This is a genomic window from Pseudomonas sp. PGPPP4, assembly GCF_002256045.1.
In the GTDB taxonomy this organism is placed as follows: Bacteria; Pseudomonadota; Gammaproteobacteria; order Pseudomonadales; family Pseudomonadaceae; genus Chryseomonas; species Chryseomonas oryzihabitans.
On record NZ_NKID01000005.1, the window covers coordinates 266,636 to 285,242 of the forward strand.

At 65.5% G+C, this 18,607-nt stretch carries 20 protein-coding genes; 9 read left to right on the plus strand and 11 right to left on the minus strand.

Annotated elements, in window-relative coordinates:
- The first annotated feature begins 76 nt into the window (after positions 1-76).
- Positions 77-859: a PhzF family phenazine biosynthesis protein gene (locus CFE50_RS11960; RefSeq protein WP_286733752.1), complete on the plus strand. Its 783-nt coding sequence runs from the start codon at positions 77-79 to the stop codon at positions 857-859.
- 46 nt (positions 860-905) lie between these two features.
- Here the strand turns inward: CFE50_RS11960 and argF are convergent, their stop codons facing one another.
- Together argF and CFE50_RS11970 are read right to left on the minus strand one after the other, a co-directional pair.
- Positions 906-1,823, minus strand: a complete 918-nt coding sequence (gene argF / locus CFE50_RS11965; protein WP_286733754.1) for an ornithine carbamoyltransferase — start codon at positions 1,821-1,823, stop codon at positions 906-908.
- Between the two features lie 194 nt (positions 1,824-2,017).
- The gene (locus CFE50_RS11970) at positions 2,018-2,422 is read right to left on the minus strand and encodes a DUF3597 domain-containing protein (protein WP_007162747.1); all 405 of its coding nucleotides are present in this window, start codon (positions 2,420-2,422) and stop codon (positions 2,018-2,020) included.
- A 244-nt stretch (positions 2,423-2,666) separates the two neighbouring features.
- On the opposite strand from CFE50_RS11970, the gene grxD reads away from it, so the two are divergent.
- Complete coding sequence (grxD, locus tag CFE50_RS11975) at positions 2,667-2,993, plus strand: Grx4 family monothiol glutaredoxin (RefSeq protein ID WP_007162748.1); 327 nt, start codon at positions 2,667-2,669, stop codon at positions 2,991-2,993.
- Positions 2,994-3,052: 59 nt separating this feature from the next.
- Here grxD and bfr read toward each other — a convergent pair whose 3' ends face one another.
- The 4 genes from bfr to pyrC all read right to left on the minus strand — a co-directional run bounded on the left by bfr (position 3,053) and on the right by pyrC (position 5,765).
- The gene (bfr, locus tag CFE50_RS11980; RefSeq protein WP_286733757.1) at positions 3,053-3,529 is read right to left on the minus strand and encodes a bacterioferritin; all 477 of its coding nucleotides are present in this window, start codon (positions 3,527-3,529) and stop codon (positions 3,053-3,055) included.
- Positions 3,530-3,721: 192 nt separating this feature from the next.
- Positions 3,722-3,937 carry a bacterioferritin-associated ferredoxin gene (locus tag CFE50_RS11985; RefSeq protein ID WP_007162750.1) on the minus strand — a complete coding sequence of 72 codons (216 nt, stop codon included), beginning with the start codon at positions 3,935-3,937 and terminating at the stop codon, positions 3,722-3,724.
- A gap of 110 nt (positions 3,938-4,047) precedes the next feature.
- Positions 4,048-4,719 (minus strand): ribonuclease T, encoded by a 672-nt coding sequence (rnt, locus tag CFE50_RS11990; protein WP_371099723.1) that lies wholly within the window; start codon positions 4,717-4,719, stop codon positions 4,048-4,050.
- 2 nt (positions 4,720-4,721) lie between these two features.
- On the minus strand, positions 4,722-5,765 hold the full coding sequence (gene pyrC, locus CFE50_RS11995; RefSeq protein ID WP_286733760.1) for a dihydroorotase: 1,044 nt from the start codon (positions 5,763-5,765) through the stop codon (positions 4,722-4,724).
- A 141-nt stretch (positions 5,766-5,906) separates the two neighbouring features.
- Here pyrC and CFE50_RS12000 point away from each other — a divergent pair, with 141 nt between their 5' ends.
- Together CFE50_RS12000 and CFE50_RS12005 are read left to right on the plus strand one after the other, a co-directional pair.
- On the plus strand, positions 5,907-6,857 hold the full coding sequence (locus tag CFE50_RS12000; protein WP_286733762.1) for a flagellar protein MotY: 951 nt from the start codon (positions 5,907-5,909) through the stop codon (positions 6,855-6,857).
- A 117-nt stretch (positions 6,858-6,974) separates the two neighbouring features.
- Complete coding sequence (locus CFE50_RS12005) at positions 6,975-8,192, plus strand: argininosuccinate synthase (protein ID WP_286733764.1); 1,218 nt, start codon at positions 6,975-6,977, stop codon at positions 8,190-8,192.
- Positions 8,193-8,242: 50 nt separating this feature from the next.
- Here CFE50_RS12005 and CFE50_RS12010 read toward each other — a convergent pair whose 3' ends face one another.
- From CFE50_RS12010 to CFE50_RS12030, 5 genes are all read right to left on the minus strand, one after another.
- Entirely contained in the window at positions 8,243-8,422 is a 180-nt protein-coding gene (locus CFE50_RS12010) for a PA3496 family putative envelope integrity protein (protein ID WP_241809603.1), read from the minus strand.
- A 141-nt stretch (positions 8,423-8,563) separates the two neighbouring features.
- Positions 8,564-9,202, minus strand: coding sequence for an endonuclease III (gene nth, locus CFE50_RS12015; protein ID WP_042138452.1), 639 nt, complete (start codon positions 9,200-9,202; stop codon positions 8,564-8,566).
- Positions 9,199-10,179 (minus strand): RnfABCDGE type electron transport complex subunit B, encoded by a 981-nt coding sequence (locus CFE50_RS12020; protein ID WP_502694698.1) that lies wholly within the window; start codon positions 10,177-10,179, stop codon positions 9,199-9,201. The genes nth and CFE50_RS12020 overlap by 4 nt, the downstream gene beginning before the upstream one ends.
- A gap of 178 nt (positions 10,180-10,357) precedes the next feature.
- Entirely contained in the window at positions 10,358-12,397 is a 2,040-nt protein-coding gene (metG, locus tag CFE50_RS12025; RefSeq protein WP_286733769.1) for a methionine--tRNA ligase, read from the minus strand.
- Between the two features lie 220 nt (positions 12,398-12,617).
- Positions 12,618-13,769 (minus strand): M14 family metallopeptidase, encoded by a 1,152-nt coding sequence (locus tag CFE50_RS12030; RefSeq protein ID WP_241809599.1) that lies wholly within the window; start codon positions 13,767-13,769, stop codon positions 12,618-12,620.
- A gap of 121 nt (positions 13,770-13,890) precedes the next feature.
- Here CFE50_RS12030 and apbC point away from each other — a divergent pair, with 121 nt between their 5' ends.
- The 5 genes from apbC to CFE50_RS12055 all read left to right on the plus strand — a co-directional run bounded on the left by apbC (position 13,891) and on the right by CFE50_RS12055 (position 18,605).
- On the plus strand, positions 13,891-14,985 hold the full coding sequence (apbC, locus tag CFE50_RS12035) for an iron-sulfur cluster carrier protein ApbC (RefSeq protein WP_241809598.1): 1,095 nt from the start codon (positions 13,891-13,893) through the stop codon (positions 14,983-14,985).
- A 244-nt stretch (positions 14,986-15,229) separates the two neighbouring features.
- Positions 15,230-15,796, plus strand: coding sequence for a dCTP deaminase (dcd, locus tag CFE50_RS12040; RefSeq protein ID WP_007162761.1), 567 nt, complete (start codon positions 15,230-15,232; stop codon positions 15,794-15,796).
- Between the two features lie 116 nt (positions 15,797-15,912).
- On the plus strand, positions 15,913-16,842 hold the full coding sequence (locus CFE50_RS12045) for a chemotaxis protein CheV (RefSeq protein ID WP_007162762.1): 930 nt from the start codon (positions 15,913-15,915) through the stop codon (positions 16,840-16,842).
- Positions 16,843-16,914: 72 nt separating this feature from the next.
- Entirely contained in the window at positions 16,915-17,718 is an 804-nt protein-coding gene (locus CFE50_RS12050; RefSeq protein ID WP_286733773.1) for an MOSC domain-containing protein, read from the plus strand.
- On the plus strand, positions 17,715-18,605 hold the full coding sequence (locus tag CFE50_RS12055) for a S66 peptidase family protein (protein ID WP_286733775.1): 891 nt from the start codon (positions 17,715-17,717) through the stop codon (positions 18,603-18,605). The genes CFE50_RS12050 and CFE50_RS12055 overlap by 4 nt, the downstream gene beginning before the upstream one ends.
- Positions 18,606-18,607 lie beyond the last annotated feature (2 nt).

Consider the following 18,607-nt stretch of genomic DNA (forward strand, 5'->3'; position numbering starts at 1 on the left):
CCAGGGATCATCAGGGGTCTGGTGCCCGCGCGACGGCGACGCTCGCTGTTTTTCTTCTTCTGCTCAGGTAGCGCGCATGCCCCTAGAATTTCATCAGGTCGATGCCTTCACCGATCAGCCCTTTCGCGGCAATCCCGCCGCGGTCTACCGCCTGGAGAGCTGGCCAGCCGACGAGCTGCTGCAGCGGATCGCCACCGAGCACAATCTTTCGGAAACCGCCTTCGTGGTGCAGGAGGGGGACACCTGGCGCATCCGCTGGTTTACCCCGCGGACCGAGGTGCCCCTGTGCGGCCATGCCACCCTGGCCGCGGCGCACATCCTGTTCGAGGTCTATGGCGAAGTGGGTGACCGCCTGGCGTTCATCAGCCAGGCGGGCGTCCTGCGGGTGTTTCGGGAAGGCGATGGCCTGCTGGCGCTGGATTTTCCGGCGCTGGTGCCCACGGAGCTGGGGGTGACCCCCGAACTGGAGCGTGCCTTGCGGGTATCGCCGGTGGATGCCCTGGCGGCGGACAAGCTGCTGGTGCTGCTGGAGTCGGAACAGGCGGTGCGGGACTGCAAGCCTGATCTGGCGGCCATCGCCCGGCTGCCCTGGCAGGGCGTCATCGTGACCGCGCGAGGCCAGGAGGTCGACTTCGTGTCGCGCTTCTTCGCCCCGGCGGTGGGCGTGGACGAGGATCCCGTCACCGGTTCGGCGCACTGCAGCCTGATTCCCTACTGGTCGCGGCGACTGGCCAAGCGGATGCTCACCGCCCAGCAGCTTTCGGCGCGGGGCGGGCAGCTCAGGTGTCGGCTGGAAGGGGATAGGGTCAGCATCGCCGGGCGCGCGGTAACGGTCATGCGCGGGCAGTTGCTGCTGTGATGGGGAGACCTCGGCGGCGGGTGCTGCCGAGGTCTCTTGCTCCGGATCAGGCGTGTAGCGGCGGCTTGATGAGGAATTCGAGCAGCGCTTTCTGGGCATGCAGGCGATTTTCCGCTTCGTCCCAGACCACGGCGCGCGGGTCGTCCAGCAGGGTATGGCTGATCTCTTCGCCGCGGTGCGCCGGCAGGCAATGCATGAAGAGCACATCCGGTGCGGCGCCATCGAGCAACTCGGCGGTGACCTGGTAGGGCTTGAAGGCCGCCAGGCGCAGGCGGGTTTCCTCTTCCTGGCCCATGGAGGTCCAGACGTCGGTGCTGACCAGGTGTGCCTGAGCCACGGCCTCGCGCGGATCCCGGGTCACCCGGACGCGTTCGCCGGCACGCTCGAGAAAGCGCGGGTTGGGCTCGTAGCCTTCCGGGCAGGCGATGCGCAGATTGAAGTCGAGTTGTTCGGCCGCTTCGATATAGCTGTTGCACATGTTGTTGCCGTCGCCGATCCAGGCCACGGTCTTGCCACGGATATCGCCGCGGTGTTCGAAGAAGGTCTGCATGTCGGCCAGCAGCTGGCAGGGGTGCAGATCGTCCGACAGGCCATTGATCACCGGCACCTGGGAATGGGCGGCGAAGGTGGTCAGCATCTCGTGGGCATAGGTGCGGATCATCACGCCGTCGAGCATGCTCGACATGACGCGAGCGCTGTCCGGGACGGGTTCGCCGCGGCCGAGCTGGGTGTCCCGGGAGGAGAGGAAGATCGCCTGGCCACCGAGCTGGATCATGCCCGCCTCGAAGGAGAGGCGGGTGCGGGTGGAGGCCTTTTCGAAGATCATGCCCAGGACGCGATTGCGCAGGGGCTCATGCAGCACGCCCCGGTTGCGCAGGGCCTTGAGCTCGATGCCGCGTGCGATGAGTTGCCGGAGTTCCTCGGGGGAACAGTCCATGAAAGAAAGAAAGTGGCGAACCGTCATTTCGTTACCCTAGCGTCCCGTCCCGGTAACGGCCGTCCATGGAGGGCGCGGCGAACCTGAGAGCATGCCGTTTCAAACGGCGGAAAGACCAAAGGCGAAATGGTATAAGTTCATGTCGCATTTTACCACCATCCCAGGCTAGGCCCTTCTTTTCGGGCGGCTAGCCTGAGACGGGGTAGCGGAGGGGCGGTGCCTTACAGCAGGTCGGCGGGGACATTGCCGCCGTTGTCGGCCAGCTTCTGCAGAACGGCCTTGTGCAGCCACATGTTCATCTGGGCGGAATCGCCCATCTTGTCGGCGGGGCAGTTCAGTTCCTTGGCCAGCTCCTGGCGGGCGGTCAGGCTGCTGTCCAGGTCGAGCAGCTTGAGCAGGTCGACGATGGAGGTCTTCCAGTTGAGCTGTTCGCCTTTCTGGGCGGCCAGACCGTCAAGCTTGGCGGCGACGTCCACCTGGCTCATGGGGGTGGCGCCGGTCGGGGCGGCCGGGCTGCCGGCGGGTGCGGCGGTATCGGTCGCGCCGGTGGTGGGCGCTGCGGCGGGGGTATCCGCATGGGCTTCACCAATGCCGAGCTTCGAGAGGATCTTGCTGAACAGGCTCATGGAGTTCTCCTGGGTCTTGGATCAGGCGCACCGAGCGGCGCCTACCCTTAACCTGACCACGGCCCCGGCGCCAAAGTTTTGCCTGGCACCGCTCCGGATGGTCAGGGTGCTGGCGAACGGCCGGGTCGGAACGTGGTCGATTGCCAGGTCGAGCCGCGCCTGTCACGGGCTGGACGTCGCGGAAATCCCGGCGTTCCACCGGCCTTTCCGTTACAATCGTCCCACCGTATTAGCGAGGTGCATCGTGGACATCATCGATACCATCAAAGACCAGATTGCCAACAATCCCGTGCTGCTCTACATGAAGGGTTCGCCGAACGCGCCTCAGTGCGGCTTCTCTTCCCGTGCTGCTCAGGTGCTGATGGCCTGTGGCGAGAAATTCGCCTACGTCGACATCCTGCAGAATCCGGAAATCCGCGCCAATCTGCCCAAGTACGCCAACTGGCCGACCTTCCCCCAGCTGTGGGTCGGCGGTGAACTGGTCGGCGGCAGCGACATCCTCGCCGAACTCTATGAGAAGGGCGAATTGCAGACCCTGATCAAGCAAGCCGTGGAAACCAAGGACGCCTGAGTCCCTGGTGCATAGAAAAAGCCCGCAATGTGCGGGCTTTTTTGTGGGCGTCTGCCCGATCAATCGTCGTCGTGCATCTGCGACTGGATGTAGTTCTCGATCCCGACGCTGGCGATGAGGCTCAGCTGGGTTTCCAGCCAGTCGATGTGCTCTTCCTCGGATTCGAGAATGTCCTTGAGCATGTCGCGGCTGACGTAGTCCCGCACGCTTTCGCAGTAGGTGATGGCTTCACGCAGGTCGGCCACGGCGCTGATTTCCAGGCGCAGGTCGCACTGGATCATCTCCTGGGTGTTCTCGCCGATCATCAGCTTGCCCAGATCCTGCAGGTTGGGCAGGCCTTCCAGGAACAGGATGCGCTCGATCAGGCGATCGGCGTGCTTCATCTCGTCGATGGATTCCTTGTACTCGTGATGGCCGAGTTTGCGGATACCCCAGTCGTTGTACATCCGCGAATGCAGGAAGTACTGGTTGATGGCCACCAGTTCGTTGCCGAGGATCTTGTTCAAATGCTGGATGACGGTGATATCGCCTTTCATGGCTGGACCTGCGAATGGGGTGGGATTGCCGGCAGTCTGAGCGCGGAACAGCCCTTTGTCAAAAGCTTAAGTTGTTGAAAAATCGACGAAAATCGAACGGTAATCGGAAGCTTTTCCATCCTTTCCGTAAGCGTTTGATTAGACAATAAAAAAGCCGGACCCTGGGTCCGGCTTTTTTTACAGGGCTTGCGCTCAGGCGCGCGGCACGTCCAGCGCGTAGGCGAGCTGCTGGGCGCCGTGCAGTTCGCCGAGGGTTTCCTTGACCACCTGCTTGGCCAGGCAGGCGCACTTGCCGCACTGGGTGGCGCAACCGGTGCTTTCCCGAACTTCCCGATAACTGCAGCAGCCCTCGTAGATGGCTTCACGGATCTGCTTGTCGGTCACGCCACGGCAAAGACACACGTACATGGATCGCCTGCTGTATGAGTGGAGGTGCCGCCAAAGCTAATGACAATGAGAATGATTGTCAAAGTTGTAGGCGGCAAAATCTCATCAAAGGCAGGATCGGCGACGGACGGTCAGTCGAGATCGACCCAGCCGCCCATCTCCCGCCAGCGATTGACGATGCCGCAGAACAGCTCGGCGGTCTTCTCGGTGTCGTAGCGGGCCGAGTGGGCTTCGCGGTTATCGAATTCGATGCCGGCCGCCTGACAGGCCTTGGCCAGCACCGTCTGGCCATAGGCCAGGCCGGCGAGGGTCGCAGTATCGAAGCTGGAGAAGGGGTGGAAGGGATTGCGCTTCAGGCCGCAGCGCAGCACCGCGGCATTGAGGAAGCCCAGGTCGAAGCTGCTGTTGTGGCCGACCAGGATGGCCCTCTTGCAGCCGCTGGACTTGAGCGACTTGCGCACGCCCTTGAAGATCTCGCTGAGCGCCTGCTCTTCACCCACCGCCATGCGCAGCGGATGGTCGAGCTTGATGCCGGTGAATTCCAGGGCCGCCGCCTCGATGTTGGCGCCGGCGAAGGGTTCGACGCGAAAGAAGTAGGTGTGATCCGGATAGAGCACGCCTTCCTCGTCCATGGCCACGGTGGTGGCGGCGATTTCCAGCAGGGCATCGGTGGCGGCGTTGAAGCCGCCGGTCTCGACATCCACCACCACCGGCAGGTAGCCGCGGAAGCGACGGGCCATGGGGATGCGCGAGTCGGACATCGGCTGGCTGGCGTCCAGTTCGTCGCTGAAGGTCTCGTCCATGCTCATGCGCCCACCTCCAGGCGCCAGCGCAGGGTTTCGCCGGCGCGCAGCGGAATCACCTCGTGGTCACCGAAGGGCAGGGAAGCCGGCGCCTGCCAGTCCTCGCGCACCAGGGTGACGGTTTCGGTGTTGCGTGGCAGGCCGTAGAAATCGGCACCGAAGTGGCTGGCGAAGCCTTCCAGGCGGTCGAGGGCATTGCGGCTTTCGAAGGCCTCGGCATAGAGCTCCAGGGCGCCATAGGCGGTATAGCAGCCGGCGCAGCCGCAAGCCGCTTCCTTGGCGTGCCGCGCGTGGGGCGCCGAATCGGTGCCCAGGAAGAACTTGGGATTGCCGCTGGTGGCGGCGTCCAGCAGGGCGCTCTGGTGGGTGTTGCGCTTGAGGATCGGCAGGCAATAGAAGTGCGGCCGGATCCCGCCCACCAGCATGTGGTTGCGGTTGTACAGCAGGTGGTGGACGGTGATGGTGGCGCCGACGTTGGCCGGGGCCTCGCGCACGAAGGCGGCGGCGTCGCCGGTGGTGATGTGCTCGAACACCACCTTGAGCGTCGGAAAGCGCTGGACGATGCGCACCAGGTGCTCGTCGATGAATTTCTTCTCGCGGTCGAAGACGTCCACCTCGGCGTGGGTGACCTCGCCGTGCACCAGCAGCGGCAGGCCGATCTCGGCCATGGCCTCCAGCGTCGGGAAGAGGTTGTCCAGCGAGGTCACGCCGGAATCGGAGTTGGTGGTGGCGCCGGCCGGATAGAGCTTGGCGGCATGCACGAAGCCGCTGGCCTTGGCGGCGCGGACGTCTTCCGGGCTGGTGCGGTCGGTGAGATAGAGCACCATCAGCGGCTCGAAGCGGCTGCCGGCCGGGCGTGCGGCCAGGATGCGCTCGCGATAGGCGGCGGCCTGCTCGGCATTGCGCACCGGTGGCACCAGGTTGGGCATGACGATGGCGCGACCGAATTCCCGGGCGGCGTCGGCGACGGTCTGCTGCAGGGCGGCGCCGTCGCGCAGGTGAATGTGCCAGTCATCGGGACGGGCAAGAGTGATCCGGTCGGTCATGCGGGATTCCAGGCTGCGGGAAAGTGGGGAAATGCTACCGGAAAAGGGGGTGGCCGGCACCCGTGCGGCGGGACCGCGCTCAAGTTTTCCGCGGCCTCGACCGATAAGAACCCCAGGTACTTTTTCTTTCCGGAGTTCGACGTGCGCCCGCGTTACCTCTTCCTTTCCTGTCTGCTGCTTGCCGTGCCGGCCTGGGGGATGACCTTCCAGAGCCGGCTCGAGAGCGTGGAGTGGAAGGTGGAGGGCGACATCTTCGCCTGTCGCCTGCTGCAGCCCATCCCGCGCTTCGGCAGTGGCGGCTTCCTGCGCCGCGCGGGCGAGTCCACGGTGTTCGAATTGCGGCCCAATGGCCAGTGGTTGCCGACGGGCAGCGCCAGCCTGAAGGCGGCGGCGGTGCCCTGGAAGCCGGGGCTGGGCGATATCAGCCTCGGCTCGGTCAAGGTGGTGGAGGGCGAGCAGGCGCTGGCCACCAGCGCGCAACAGGCGCAGCGGTTGCTGGCGGGGCTGATGGAGGGGCGCATGCCCCAGGTGAGTCGCTCGGGGGCCCTGGACGACCGCGTCGAGGTGCGACTGCTGCCGGTGCGCTTCGAGCCGGCCTACCAGCAATTCCAGGCCTGCACCCAGAAGCTGCTGGCGGTCAACTTCGAGCAGATCCGCCATTCCCAGGTCAATTTCCCAGGCGGCGGCGATACCCTCGACGACCTCGCCAAGGCCAAGCTCGACCTCATCGACGAGTACCTGAACGCCGATCCGACGGTCAATCACGTCATCGTCTCCGGCTACAGCGACAACCAGGGCACCCGCCTGGACAACCGCCAGGAATCGCGGCTGCGCGCCATCGCCGTGATGGAGTACCTCAAGAGCAAGGGCTTCGCCGCGGAGCAGATCGAATTGCGCTTCTTTGGCGAGCAGTACCCTGTGGCGCCCAACACCAGCAAGGCCAATCGCGCGCTCAACCGCCGGGTGACCCTGGTGTTCTCGCGGGTCCCGCCGAGCGGCGAGCCGCCGGCTGCGCCAGCCACCAGTACCGCGGCCAATCCGCCCGAATCGCCGGCGCCCACCCCGGCACCGCCGGCCAAGCCCAAGGGCTGACCCGCCCCGACCGCATGTCGCCCAGACATCAGAGTGCGTCGCGCCCCTGTAAAAGCAGCGAGGCGACCAGTAGAATTGTCGCTTTCCGACTCAACGCAACACACGGGAGCGAACGGCATGGCGGATGTGAAGAAGGTAGTCCTGGCGTATTCCGGCGGCCTGGACACCTCGGTGATCCTCAAGTGGCTGCAGGATACCTATAACTGCGAAGTGGTGACCTTCACCGCTGACCTCGGCCAGGGCGAGGAAGTCGAACCGGCACGTGCCAAGGCCAAGGCCATGGGCGTCAAGGAAATCTACATCGACGACCTGCGCGAAGAATTCGTCCGCGACTTCGTCTACCCGATGTTCCGTGCCAACACCGTCTACGAAGGCGAGTACCTGCTGGGTACCTCCATCGCCCGTCCGCTGATCGCCAAGCGCCTGATCGAGATCGCCAACGAGACCGGCGCCGACGCCATCTCCCACGGCGCCACCGGCAAGGGCAACGACCAGGTGCGCTTCGAGCTGGGCGCCTATGCGCTCAAGCCGGGCGTCAAGGTGATCGCGCCCTGGCGCGAGTGGGACCTGCTGTCCCGCGAGAAGCTGATGGACTACGCCGAAAAGCACCAGATCCCGATCGAGCGCCACGGCAAGAAGAAGTCGCCGTACTCCATGGACGCCAACCTGCTGCACATCTCCTACGAGGGCGGCGTGCTGGAAGACACCTGGACCGAGCACGAAGAAGACATGTGGCGCTGGACCAAGTCGCCGGAAGCCGCGCCGGATACCCCGACCTATCTCGAGCTGACCTACCGCAACGGTGACATCGTCGCCCTCGACGGCCAGGAGCTGAGCCCGGCCACCGTACTGGCCGAACTGAACCGCATCGGCGGCGAGAACGGCATCGGTCGCCTGGACATCGTCGAGAACCGCTATGTGGGCATGAAGTCCCGTGGCTGCTACGAGACCCCCGGCGGCACCATCATGCTCAAGGCCCACCGCGCCATCGAGTCCATCACCCTCGACCGCGAGGTGGCCCACCTCAAGGACGAGCTGATGCCCAAGTACGCCAGCCTGATCTACACCGGCTACTGGTGGAGCCCCGAACGGCTGATGCTGCAGCAGATGATCGACGCCTCCCAGGCCAACGTGAACGGCGTGGTGCGCCTGAAGCTGTACAAGGGCAACGTCATCGTCGTCGGCCGCAAGTCCGACGAGTCGCTGTTCGACGCCAACATCGCCACCTTCGAAGAAGACGGCGGCGCCTACAATCAGGCGGACGCGGCGGGCTTCATCAAGCTCAACGCCCTGCGCATGCGCATCGCCGCAGGCAAGGGCCGTACCCTGCTGTAAGGGTCGCCCCGCACGACGGAACCCCAGCCTCGGCTGGGGTTTTTTATGGCTTACAGATCGAAGTCGTACTCGGAAATCTGCCGCTTCAGACGGCGCTCTTCGAGCATGTCGTCAATCAGCCGCCGCTTGGTCAGGTTGGTCTTGCTGACGACGGGCTCGACGGTCTCCGGGGCTTCGGCCTCGCCTTCGAAATCATCGTCTACATCGATATCGCTTTTGTCTTCGGCCATTGGTAACTCCTGCAAGGCTGGACAGGGTCACACGCACTCATCGACAGGGCTGCGGGACCTTTTCGCGCACCTTATAACGACAAAGCCGGGGTCGGTAAAAAAGATTTTTTCAATCGCCAAAGGGCTTTGGTAAGCCCTTTTTCAATCGTCAGAGGTTTTCGCCTTGTATTCGCAGAGATCCTCGATCCGGCAGCTGCCGCAGCGGGGCTTGCGCGCCTGGCAGACATAGCGGCCGTGCAGGATCAGCCAGTGGTGGGCGTCCAGCAGAAAATCCTTGGGCACCACCTTGAGCAGCTTGAGCTCGACTTCCACCACGTTCTTGCCAGGCGCCAGATTGGTTCTGTTGCTGACCCGGAAGATATGGGTATCCACTGCCATGGCGAGCTGGCGGAAGGCGGTGTTGAGCACCACGTTGGCGGTCTTGCGGCCCACGCCGGGCAGCGCCTCCAGTTCCTCGCGGGTCTGGGGCACCTCGCCGCCATGGCGCTCAAGCAGCAGCCGGCAGGTCTCGATGACGTTCTTGGCCTTGCTGTTGTAGAGGCCGATGGTCTTGATGTATTCCGACAGCCCTTCCACGCCCAGGTCCAGGATGGCCTGGGGGGTGTTGGCCACCGGATAGAGGCGGGCGGTGGCCTTGTTGACGCTGACATCGGTGGCCTGGGCGGAGAGGATCACCGCGATCAGCAACTCGAACGGCGAGGCGTAGGCCAGTTCCGTCTTGGGATCGGGATTGTCCTCGTGCAGGCGGCGAAAGATCTCCAGGCGTTTGGCGGCGTTCATGGGCGGGTCGCATTTTCCAGTGCGGCAAGACGGTGGGCGGCCTGCTGAGCGGTGCCACGCAGGGTTGCCAGTTGAGTGCTCTGCTCGGGGGTGGGCGCGCTACCGAAGGCGCGCTCGGCCTTGGTCAGCTGGGCACGCGCCAGGGTGGCGGCGATGCGCGCCTGCTTGAGGACGGCGGGGTCGGTGGCTGGCGTCGCCAGGTCCGGTACCCTGGCGGTGGCCGCCCCATGCTGCGCGTTGTCCAGGGCCACCTGGGCCTGCTTAGCGGCTTCGCGCAGTTGCTGCACCTGGGCCTCCAGGGCCGGTGTGCCGTACTGCGCCAGTTGCCGTTCGGCCTTTTGCAGGGCGACCCGGGCCATGGCAGCGGCGATCTTCAAGGGCTTGAGCGCAGCGTCCGTGGTGACCGGCGTCTCCGTCGGCGTACTGGCCGCGGGAGGCACCTGCCGCCGCTGGCGTTCGGCCTCCTGGCGCTCGCGGTCGCGCTGCAGGCGCGCCTGGCGGGCGTCGAAGCGGCGGCGGTAGTACTGCGCGCGCTGACGCTCCGCCGGGCGATCGACCGGGGCCGGTACCGCCACCAGGTCGATGCAGTCCACCGGACAGGGCGCCAGGCACAGCTCACAACCGCTGCATTCGCTCTCGATGACCGTGTGCATCAGCTTGGCTGCGCCAAGGATGGCGTCGGTGGGACAGACCTGGATGCACTTGGTGCAGCCGATGCAGTCGGCCTCGCGGATCACCGCGCGCTGGCTGGGTGTCACCGGATAGGGCGAGTCCAGGGGCAGCGCCGGGCGCTGGAGCAGGGCCGAGAGTTCGAGGATGGTAGCCGTGCCGCCGGGCGGGCACTTGTTGTGCGCTTCGCCCGCGGCAATGCCTGCCGCATAGGGCTGGCAACCGGGATGGCCGCACTTGCCGCACTGGGTCTGCGGCAAGAGGGCGTCGATGGCGGTGATGAGGTTGGCTTGGGCGTTCATGGTCATGACAGAAAGAACTGCGCCCTGAGAGCCTGCTCAAAGTCGGCTGCGCGTCGGCCAAACTGCGTTGAAAATAGCTTCGGAATGCTCATTTACGCTTTGTAAACTCCGCTTCCTCAGCCATTTTCGCCTTGCTTGTCGCTAGCTCGCGAGCCTTTGAACAGGCTCTAAGGCGCCGTCGCTATCACATCACCCGCTGGCCGGGCTTGGCGCCGCTGTCGGGGCTGAGCAGGTGGATCTCGCTGCCGCCGGGGCCGGCGGCCAGCACCATGCCTTCGGAGACGCCGAACTTCATCTTGCGCGGCGCCAGGTTGGCGACGTACAGGGTCAGGCGGCCTTCGAGCTGGCTCGGCTCGGGGTAGGCGCTCTTGATGCCGGAGAAGACGTTGCGCTTGGCATCGCCGATGTCCAGGGTCAGGCGCAGCAGCTTGTCGGCGCCCTCGACGAATTCGGCCTTCTCGATCAGGGCGATGCGCAGATCGACCTTGGCGAAGGTGTCGAAGTCGATGGTCTCGGCCAGCGGGGCCTTGGTCAGTTCGCCGTTGCCGGCGGGCTGCGGCGCGGCCTGGGCGGCCAGGTCTTCCTTGGAAGCGTCGATCATGGTCTGCACCTTGGCGGGTTCGATGCGGGTGAGCAGGGGCTGGAAGGCATTGAGCTGGTGATTGGCCAGGCGCGTGTCCAGGTCTGCCCAGGTCAGGGGCGCGACATTGAGGAAGTCCTCGGCCGCGGCGACCAGGTTGGGCAGCACCGGCTTGAGCAGGATCGCCAGCTGGCGGAACAGCTCGATGCCCTGGGCGCAGATGGCCTGGACCTCGTCCTGCTTGCCGTCCTGCTTGGCCAGGCTCCAGGGCGCCTGGTCGGCGATCCAGGCATTGGCGCGGTCGGCCAGGGCCATGATCTCGCGCATGGCACGGCCGAAGTCACGGGTCTCGTAGGCCTCGGCGATGCTCGGCGCGGCGGCGCGGAAGGCGGCTTCCAGCTCGGGTGCGGCCTGGGCGTCCACCAGCAGGCCGGCGTTGCCCTTGTGGATGAAACCGGCGCAGCGGCTGGCGATGTTGACCACCTTGCCCACCAGGTCGGAATTGACCTTTTGCACGAAGTCCTCGAGGTTCAGGTCGATGTCTTCGACGTGGCGCGAGAGCTTGGCGGCGAAGTAGTAGCGCAGGTACTCGGGATTGAGGTGGTCCAGGTAGGTGCGCGCCTTGATGAAGGTACCGCGGGACTTGGACATCTTCTGGCCGTCGACGGTCAGGAAGCCGTGGACGTTGAGCGCGGTCGGCTTGCGGTAGCCGGCACCTGCGAGCATGGCCGGCCAGAACAGCGCGTGGAAGTTGACGATGTCCTTGCCGATGAAGTGGTACAGCTCGGCGCTGCTGTCCTTGTTCCAGAAGGCGTCGAAATCCAGGTCGTCGCGGCGATCGCAGAGATTCTTGAAGCTGGCCATGTAGCCGATGGGGGCGTCCAGCCAAACATAGAAGTACTTGCCCGGGGCGTCGGGAATCTCGAAGCCGAAGTAGGGCGCATCCCGGGAGATGTCCCACTCCTGCAGACCGGCGTCCAGCCATTCGGCAATCTTGTTGGCCACCGATTCCTGCAGGGCACCGCCGCGGGTCCAGCCCTTGAGCATGTCGGTGAAGTCGGGGAGCTTGAAGAAGAAGTGCTCGGATTCGCGCAGCACCGGGGTCGCGCCGGAGATGGCCGACTTGGGATCCTTCAGCTCGGTGGGCGCATAGGTGGCGCCGCACTTCTCGCAGTTGTCGCCGTACTGGTCGGCGCTGCCGCACTTGGGGCAGGTGCCCTTGATGAAGCGGTCGGCCAGGAACATCTGCTTGTCCGGGTCGAAATACTGGGTGACCGGACGGGTGGCGATGTGGCCGTTTTCGCGCAGCTTCAGGTAGATGGCGCGCGACAGCTCGCGATTCTCTTCCGCATGGGTGGAGTGGAAGTTGTCGAAGGCCACGCCGAAGTCGGCGAAATCGGCGCTGTGCTCGCGCTTGACGTTGTCGATCAGCTGTTCGGGCGTGATGCCCTCGCGCTCGGCGCGCAGCATGATGGCCGAGCCGTGGGCGTCGTCGGCGCAGACATAGAGGCACTGGTTGCCGCGCAGCCGCTGGAAGCGCGCCCAGATGTCGGTCTGGATGTACTCGACCATGTGGCCGAGGTGGATGGAGCCGTTGGCATAGGGCAGGGCGCTGGTGACGAGAATCTTGCGGGGCTCGGTCATGGTCTTGGCTGGATCGCGACGCTGATAAGGTGACCGACCATCATAGCGAAATGGCCGGTCGGTTTCATCCGTGGGGATGGGCGTTGAAAAGCGCGAAGTCCTGCGAGCTAGCGCCAGGCAAGGCGGAAATTGCCGAAGAAGCGCAGTTTACGACGGGTAAATGAGCATTCTGAGGCAGTTTCCAACGCCGTCTGGCCGACGCGCAGCAGACTTCGAGCATTCAGATATCCGCCAGCTGCCAGTGCAGGGCACTGACCATGGCCGCGCCCAGGGCGGCGCTGCGGGCACCGTTCCAGCCGACGTCCGGACGGGGATCGTTGGCATTGTCCTTGAACGGCAATTCCAGGGTCAGCGCCAGGCAGCCATGGGTGTGACCGACGTGCTTGGTGGCGAGCTTGAGGGTCTCGCTGCCGAAGTGGCCGCGGGGATAGCCGTACTGGGTCTGGAAGTCCGGGCTGGCGCGCTGGAAGCGCTGCAGGAAGGCCCGTTGCTCGGCTTCCTCGCGCTCGCCGAAATTGGGCAGGCCGTTGCAGCCGTCGACGAAGACATAGGGCAGGGCTTCGTCGCCGTGGATATCGAGGAACAGATCGCAGCCGGTCGCGGCTATGGCTCGGCGTACCGCCAGCACCTCGGGACTGCGTCCTTCGTCCGGCTCCAGCCATTCCCGGTTGAGGTTGGCGCCGGCAGCGTTGGTGCGCAGATTGCCCAGGGCCGAGCCGTCGGGATTCATGTTCGGCACCACGTGCAGCACCGCGTGCTCCAGCAGCTTGCCGCCCACCGGATCGCCCTGGTGTTCGCCCAGGCCCAGCAGCCGGCGCAGCAGGCCTTCGACGAACCACTCGGCCATGGGCTCGCCGGGGTGCTGGCGGGCGATGATCCAGAGGTTCTTCTTGCCAGCGCCCGGCGTGCCGATGCGCAGCAGGTCCAGCGAACGCCCCAGCAGCGAACGGCCGACGGTTTCCAGACGGACGGCGGGATGCCGCTGGGCTTCGCCCATGAAGGCCAGGTGGCGGCTCTCCGGATAGGGCTCGAAATAGGCGAAGAACAGGCTGTCGTGCTCCGGGGTGACGGTCCAGCTCAGGGTCTTGCCGTCATAGCGGCTGGGGATGCGGAACCACTGCTGGCCGCAATAGCTGGCCACCACCCCATAGTCGCGCCAACCTTCGGGATAGGCGCACTCGCCGGCGTTGTCGAAGCTCAGCTGGCAGGGCAGGCCGCGGGCGCCCTCGAGACGGAAATGGAACCACTGGGTGAAGGGCGAGGCGGTGTCCGGGCGGATGCGCAGGCGGATGTCGGCGTGGTCGGCCAGGGACAGCACCTCGACGGCGCCGCTGTCGAAGGTGGAACTGATGTGCAGGGAAGAGGCGTTCACGCAGGGCTCCACGGGTGGGGGAAAGCCAGGAGTGTAGCGCCGCGTGGATAGGCTTTAGCAAGGACAGTGGGTAGCATAGGCCGCAGCTTCTCTTTCCTATCCGCTGTTTCCGGGAGTCTGCATGACCGCTCCGACTCGCGAGGCCATCGAGGCCGCGCTGCGCCAGTATCACGATCCCTATCTCGAACAGGACCTGCTCAGCGCCGGTGCCCTGCGCGACCTCGCGCTGGACGGTGGCCGGGTGCGCGCCCGCTTCGAGCTGGGCTATGCCGCGGGACTGTTCAAGGGTGGCCTGGCTCAGGTGCTCAAGACCGCGCTGGAGAACGTCCCCGGGGTCGAGACCGCCGAGATCCAGGTCGATTGCATCATCGCGCCCCACGCCGCCCAGCCGCAGCTGGAAGCCATGGGCAACGTCAAGAACATCATCGCCGTGGCCTCGGGCAAGGGCGGGGTGGGCAAGTCCACCACCGCGGCCAACCTGGCGCTGGCGCTGGCCCGCGAAGGCGCCCGGGTCGGCGTGCTGGACGCCGACATCTATGGTCCCAGCCAGGGCATCATGTTCGGCTTCGCCGAGGGCACCCGTCCCGAGGTGCGCGACGAGAAGTGGTTCATCCCGCTGCAGGCCCATGGCGTCGAGGTCATGTCCATGGCCTTCCTCACCAACGACAAGACCCCGGTGGCCTGGCGCGGCCCCATGGTCTCCGGCGCCCTGATCCAGCTGATCACCCAGACCGCCTGGAATGACCTCGACTACCTGGTGATCGACATGCCGCCGGGCACCGGCGACATCCAGCTGACCCTGGCGCAGAAGGTGCCGGTGGCCGGCGCGGTGATCGTCACCACGCCCCAGGACCTGGCCCTGCTGGACGCCAAGAAGGGCGTGGAGATGTTCCAGAAGGTCAACATCCCGGTGCTCGGGGTGGTGGAAAACATGGCGGTGCACATCTGCTCCAACTGCGGCCATGCCGAGCACCTGTTCGGCGAAGGCGGCGGTAGCCGGCTGGCCGAGCAGTACGGCGTAGATCTCCTGGCCTCGCTGCCGCTGGCCATGGCCATCCGCGAGCAGGCCGACGCTGGACGGCCCACCGCCATCGCCGATCCCGACAGCCAGATCGCGCTGATCTACCAGGAATTGGCACGCAAGGTCGGTGCCCGCATCGCTCAGGGCGGTCAGGCCGGTGGCGGCATGCCGACCATCACCGTGAGCGACGACTGATTTCGTCCGTTCGCCTTTGAGACCGCGCTGCGATCCACGAGTGTGGTGTTTCAGGAGTTCGCACAAGAGTTGGCGAGTGATTTTTTGGCTTGGGCTAGGCGCCGCGACGAGTCATAGCAAGGCTATGGCGAGGAGTGGCAACGACGCTCAAGTCGAAAAAGCGCCGCCAAAATTGTGTAGTTAACTTCTGAAACACCGCACTACAATGCGCGGTCAATTTTTTCGCCCCGGAGCCAGACCTGCCATGAGCATCAAATCGGACAAGTGGATTCGCCGCATGGCCCAGGAGCACGGCATGATCGAGCCCTTCGTCGAGCGCCAGATGCGCGGCGCGGACGACAGCCGGGTGATCTCCTACGGGGTGTCCAGCTACGGCTACGACGTGCGTTGCGCCAACGAATTCAAGGTGTTCACCAACATCCATTCGGCGGTGGTGGATCCCAAGAACTTCGACGACAAGAGTTTCGTCGACGTGGTCAGCGACGTCTGCATCATCCCGCCGAACTCCTTTGCCCTGGCACGCACCGTGGAATATTTCCGCATTCCGCGTGACGTCCTGACCATCTGCCTGGGCAAGAGCACCTATGCCCGTTGCGGCATCATCGTCAACGTCACCCCGCTGGAGCCCGAGTGGGAAGGGCACGTGACCCTGGAATTCTCCAACACCACCACCCTGCCGGCCAAGATCTACGCCAACGAGGGCGTGGCCCAGATGCTGTTCCTGCAATCCGACGAGGCTTGCGAGGTGTCCTACAAGGATCGCGGCGGCAAGTACCAGGGCCAGCGCGGCGTGACCCTGCCACGCGCCTGAGTCGACGCCATTCGAGCGAAGCCGCCTGTCTGGCGGCTTCGCCGTTTCCGGGCCTCAAGAAAAGGCGCCAGCCGCCGATAGCCTGTGACCTGACTTATCTTTGGAGTGGACTTTCCATGGCCGGCATTCTCGACACCGTCGATCAACGCACCCAGCTGGTTGGCGAGAATCGTCTGGAAATTCTCATGTTCCAGCTGTCCAGCCGGCAGATGTTCGCCATCAACGTGTTCAAGGTGCAGGAGGTCCTCAAGCTGCCGCGCCTGACCCAGATGCCCAAGCGCCACCCGATGATCTGCGGCGTGGTCCACCTGCGTGGCCAGACCCTGCCGGTGATCGACCTGGCCGCCGCCATCGGCATGCGACCCATCACGCCCGACGAGAACAGCACCATCATCGTCACCGAGTACAACCGCTCGGTGCAGGCCTTTCTGGTCGGCAGCGTCGATCGCATCATCAACCTCAACTGGGACAGCATCCAGGCCCCGCCCGGCGGCGCCGGACGGCAGCACTACCTGACCGCCATCACCCGCATCGAAGACCGCCTGGTGGAGGTGATCGACGTGGAAAAGGTGCTGGCCGAGATCGCCCCCTACAACGTCAAGGTCTCCCAGGAACGCCTGGCCGATCCGCTGCTGGCCAAGGCCCGCGGTCGCGAGGTGCTGCTGGTGGACGACTCCAGCACCGCCATCGGCCAGCTGCGCGACACCCTGGTCCAGCTGGATCTGAAATTCCACGTCGCCACCGACGGCCTGCAGGCCCTGCGCAAGCTCAAAGCCTGGGCCGACGAAGGCGTGGTGCTGACCGAGAAGCTGCTGATGGTGCTGACCGATGCCGAGATGCCGGAAATGGACGGCTATCGCCTGACCACCGAGATCCGCCAGGATCCGCGCCTCGCCGACCTCTATGTGGTGCTGCACACCTCGCTGTCGGGCAGCTTCAACGAAGCCATGGTGAAGAAGGTCGGCTGCAACGCCTTCCTCTCCAAGTTCCAGCCCGATCAGCTGGTCGAGGAAGTCCGCCGCCGCCTGGCGCTGGCCGAGGGCTGATCCCCGCGGTTTCGCCGCTCCGGCGCCTCCCTTACACTGGCGGCCTTTGTCCGCCGCCAGGAAGCCGCGCCCATGTCGCACCTCAGTGCCCTCTATCGTTATCCCGTCAAGTCGACGGCCGTGGAATCCCTCGCCCAGGCCGAGGTGGATGCCCTGGGCCTGGTGGGGGATCGCCGCTGGATGGTGGTGGATGCCGACACCGGTCGCTTCCTGACCCTGCGCCAGCTGGCGCAGATGAATCACATCGAGGCGCGCTGGCTGGCCGCCGATCGACTGCGCCTGAGCGCGCCCGGGCGGACTCCGCTCGAGGTGGCGGTGCCCGATGCCACTGGTGAGCAGCTAGGCGTGACCATCTGGCGCGACACCCTGCAGGCGCCGGTCGCCGCCAAGGCCGATGCCTGGCTGAGCGACTTCCTCGGGCGCCGCTGCCGCCTGGTGCACATCGCCGAAAGCCATGCACGCCAGATCAATACCGATTTCGCCGAGCCGGGGCAGAAGGTCCACTTCGCCGACGGCTTTCCCCTGCTGCTGACCAGCGAGGCCTCCCTGGCCGATCTGGTTGAGCGGGTGGGCAAACCGCTGGAAATGCTGCGCTTTCGGCCGAATCTGGTGGTGGACGGCACCGCGGCCTATGCCGAGGACGGCTGGAAGCGCCTGCGCATCGGCACGGTGGATTTCGCCGTCGCCTGTCCCTGCTCGCGCTGCATCGTCATCACCCAGGATCCGGTGACCGGCGAAAAGGATCCGGATCGGCAGCCACTGACCGCCCTGCGCGAATACCGCTTCCAGGACAATCGCATGCTGTTCGGCATGAACGTCATCCCCCTGGGGCGCGGCGTCATCGAGGCTGGCATGCCGGTGGAGGTGCTGGAATGAATCCCGTGCGGCGTGTGGCGCTGGTCAGTCCGGCAGGTGCGGTCAAGCAGGAGCTGGTCACGGCGGCGATCGGGCAGCTGCAGGGTGCCGGCATCGAGGCGGTCCTGGGCGAACAGGCGCTCAAGCGTCATCGCTATCTCGCCGGCACCGCCGAGGAGCGGGCCGCGGATCTGCACTGGGCTTTCAGCCAGGCGGACGTGGATGCGGTCTGGTGCCTGCGCGGGGGGTACGGCTCCGCGCAGCTGTTGCCGTGGCTGGACTGGTCGCGCCTGTCCAGCAGCAAGGGCCGGCCGCTGATCGGCTATTCCGACCTGACGGTGCTGCTGGAAGCCTTCCATCGCCGCGGTCTCACCGCCATCCATGGTCCTGGCGCCCTGGATTGGGGGCGCCGCGACGAGGATCCGGCCACCCAGGCGGCCCGGACCCGTTCGCTGGAATCGGTCCTGGAGCTGTGCGCCGGTGGCCGTCCGGCCTGGCAGCTGGAGCGCCTCGCCGGTCCGGCGCAGGTGCCTGCCGGCGAACTGATCGGCGGCAACCTGACCACCCTGGCCAGCGTGGTCGGTACCGCCGCGGCGCTGCGTCCCCATGACGGCGCCATCCTCATGCTGGAAGACGTCGGCGAGCCCTACTATCGACTGGAGCGGAGCCTCTGCCAGTTGCTCGGCAACCTCACCGAGCACCGCATCGGCGCGGTCTGCCTGGGCACCTTCACCGACTGCCCGGCGCGTAACGTCGAGCAGTCGCTGGAAGAGATCTTCGCCGAATGGCTGGCGCCGCGCGGCATCGCCCTCTATCGCGGCCTGCCCAGCGGCCATGGCCCGGACAACCAGGCCTGGCCCTATGGCGCCCGGGTGCGCCTGGAAGCGGGTCGCCTGCAGGTCCTCTAGGC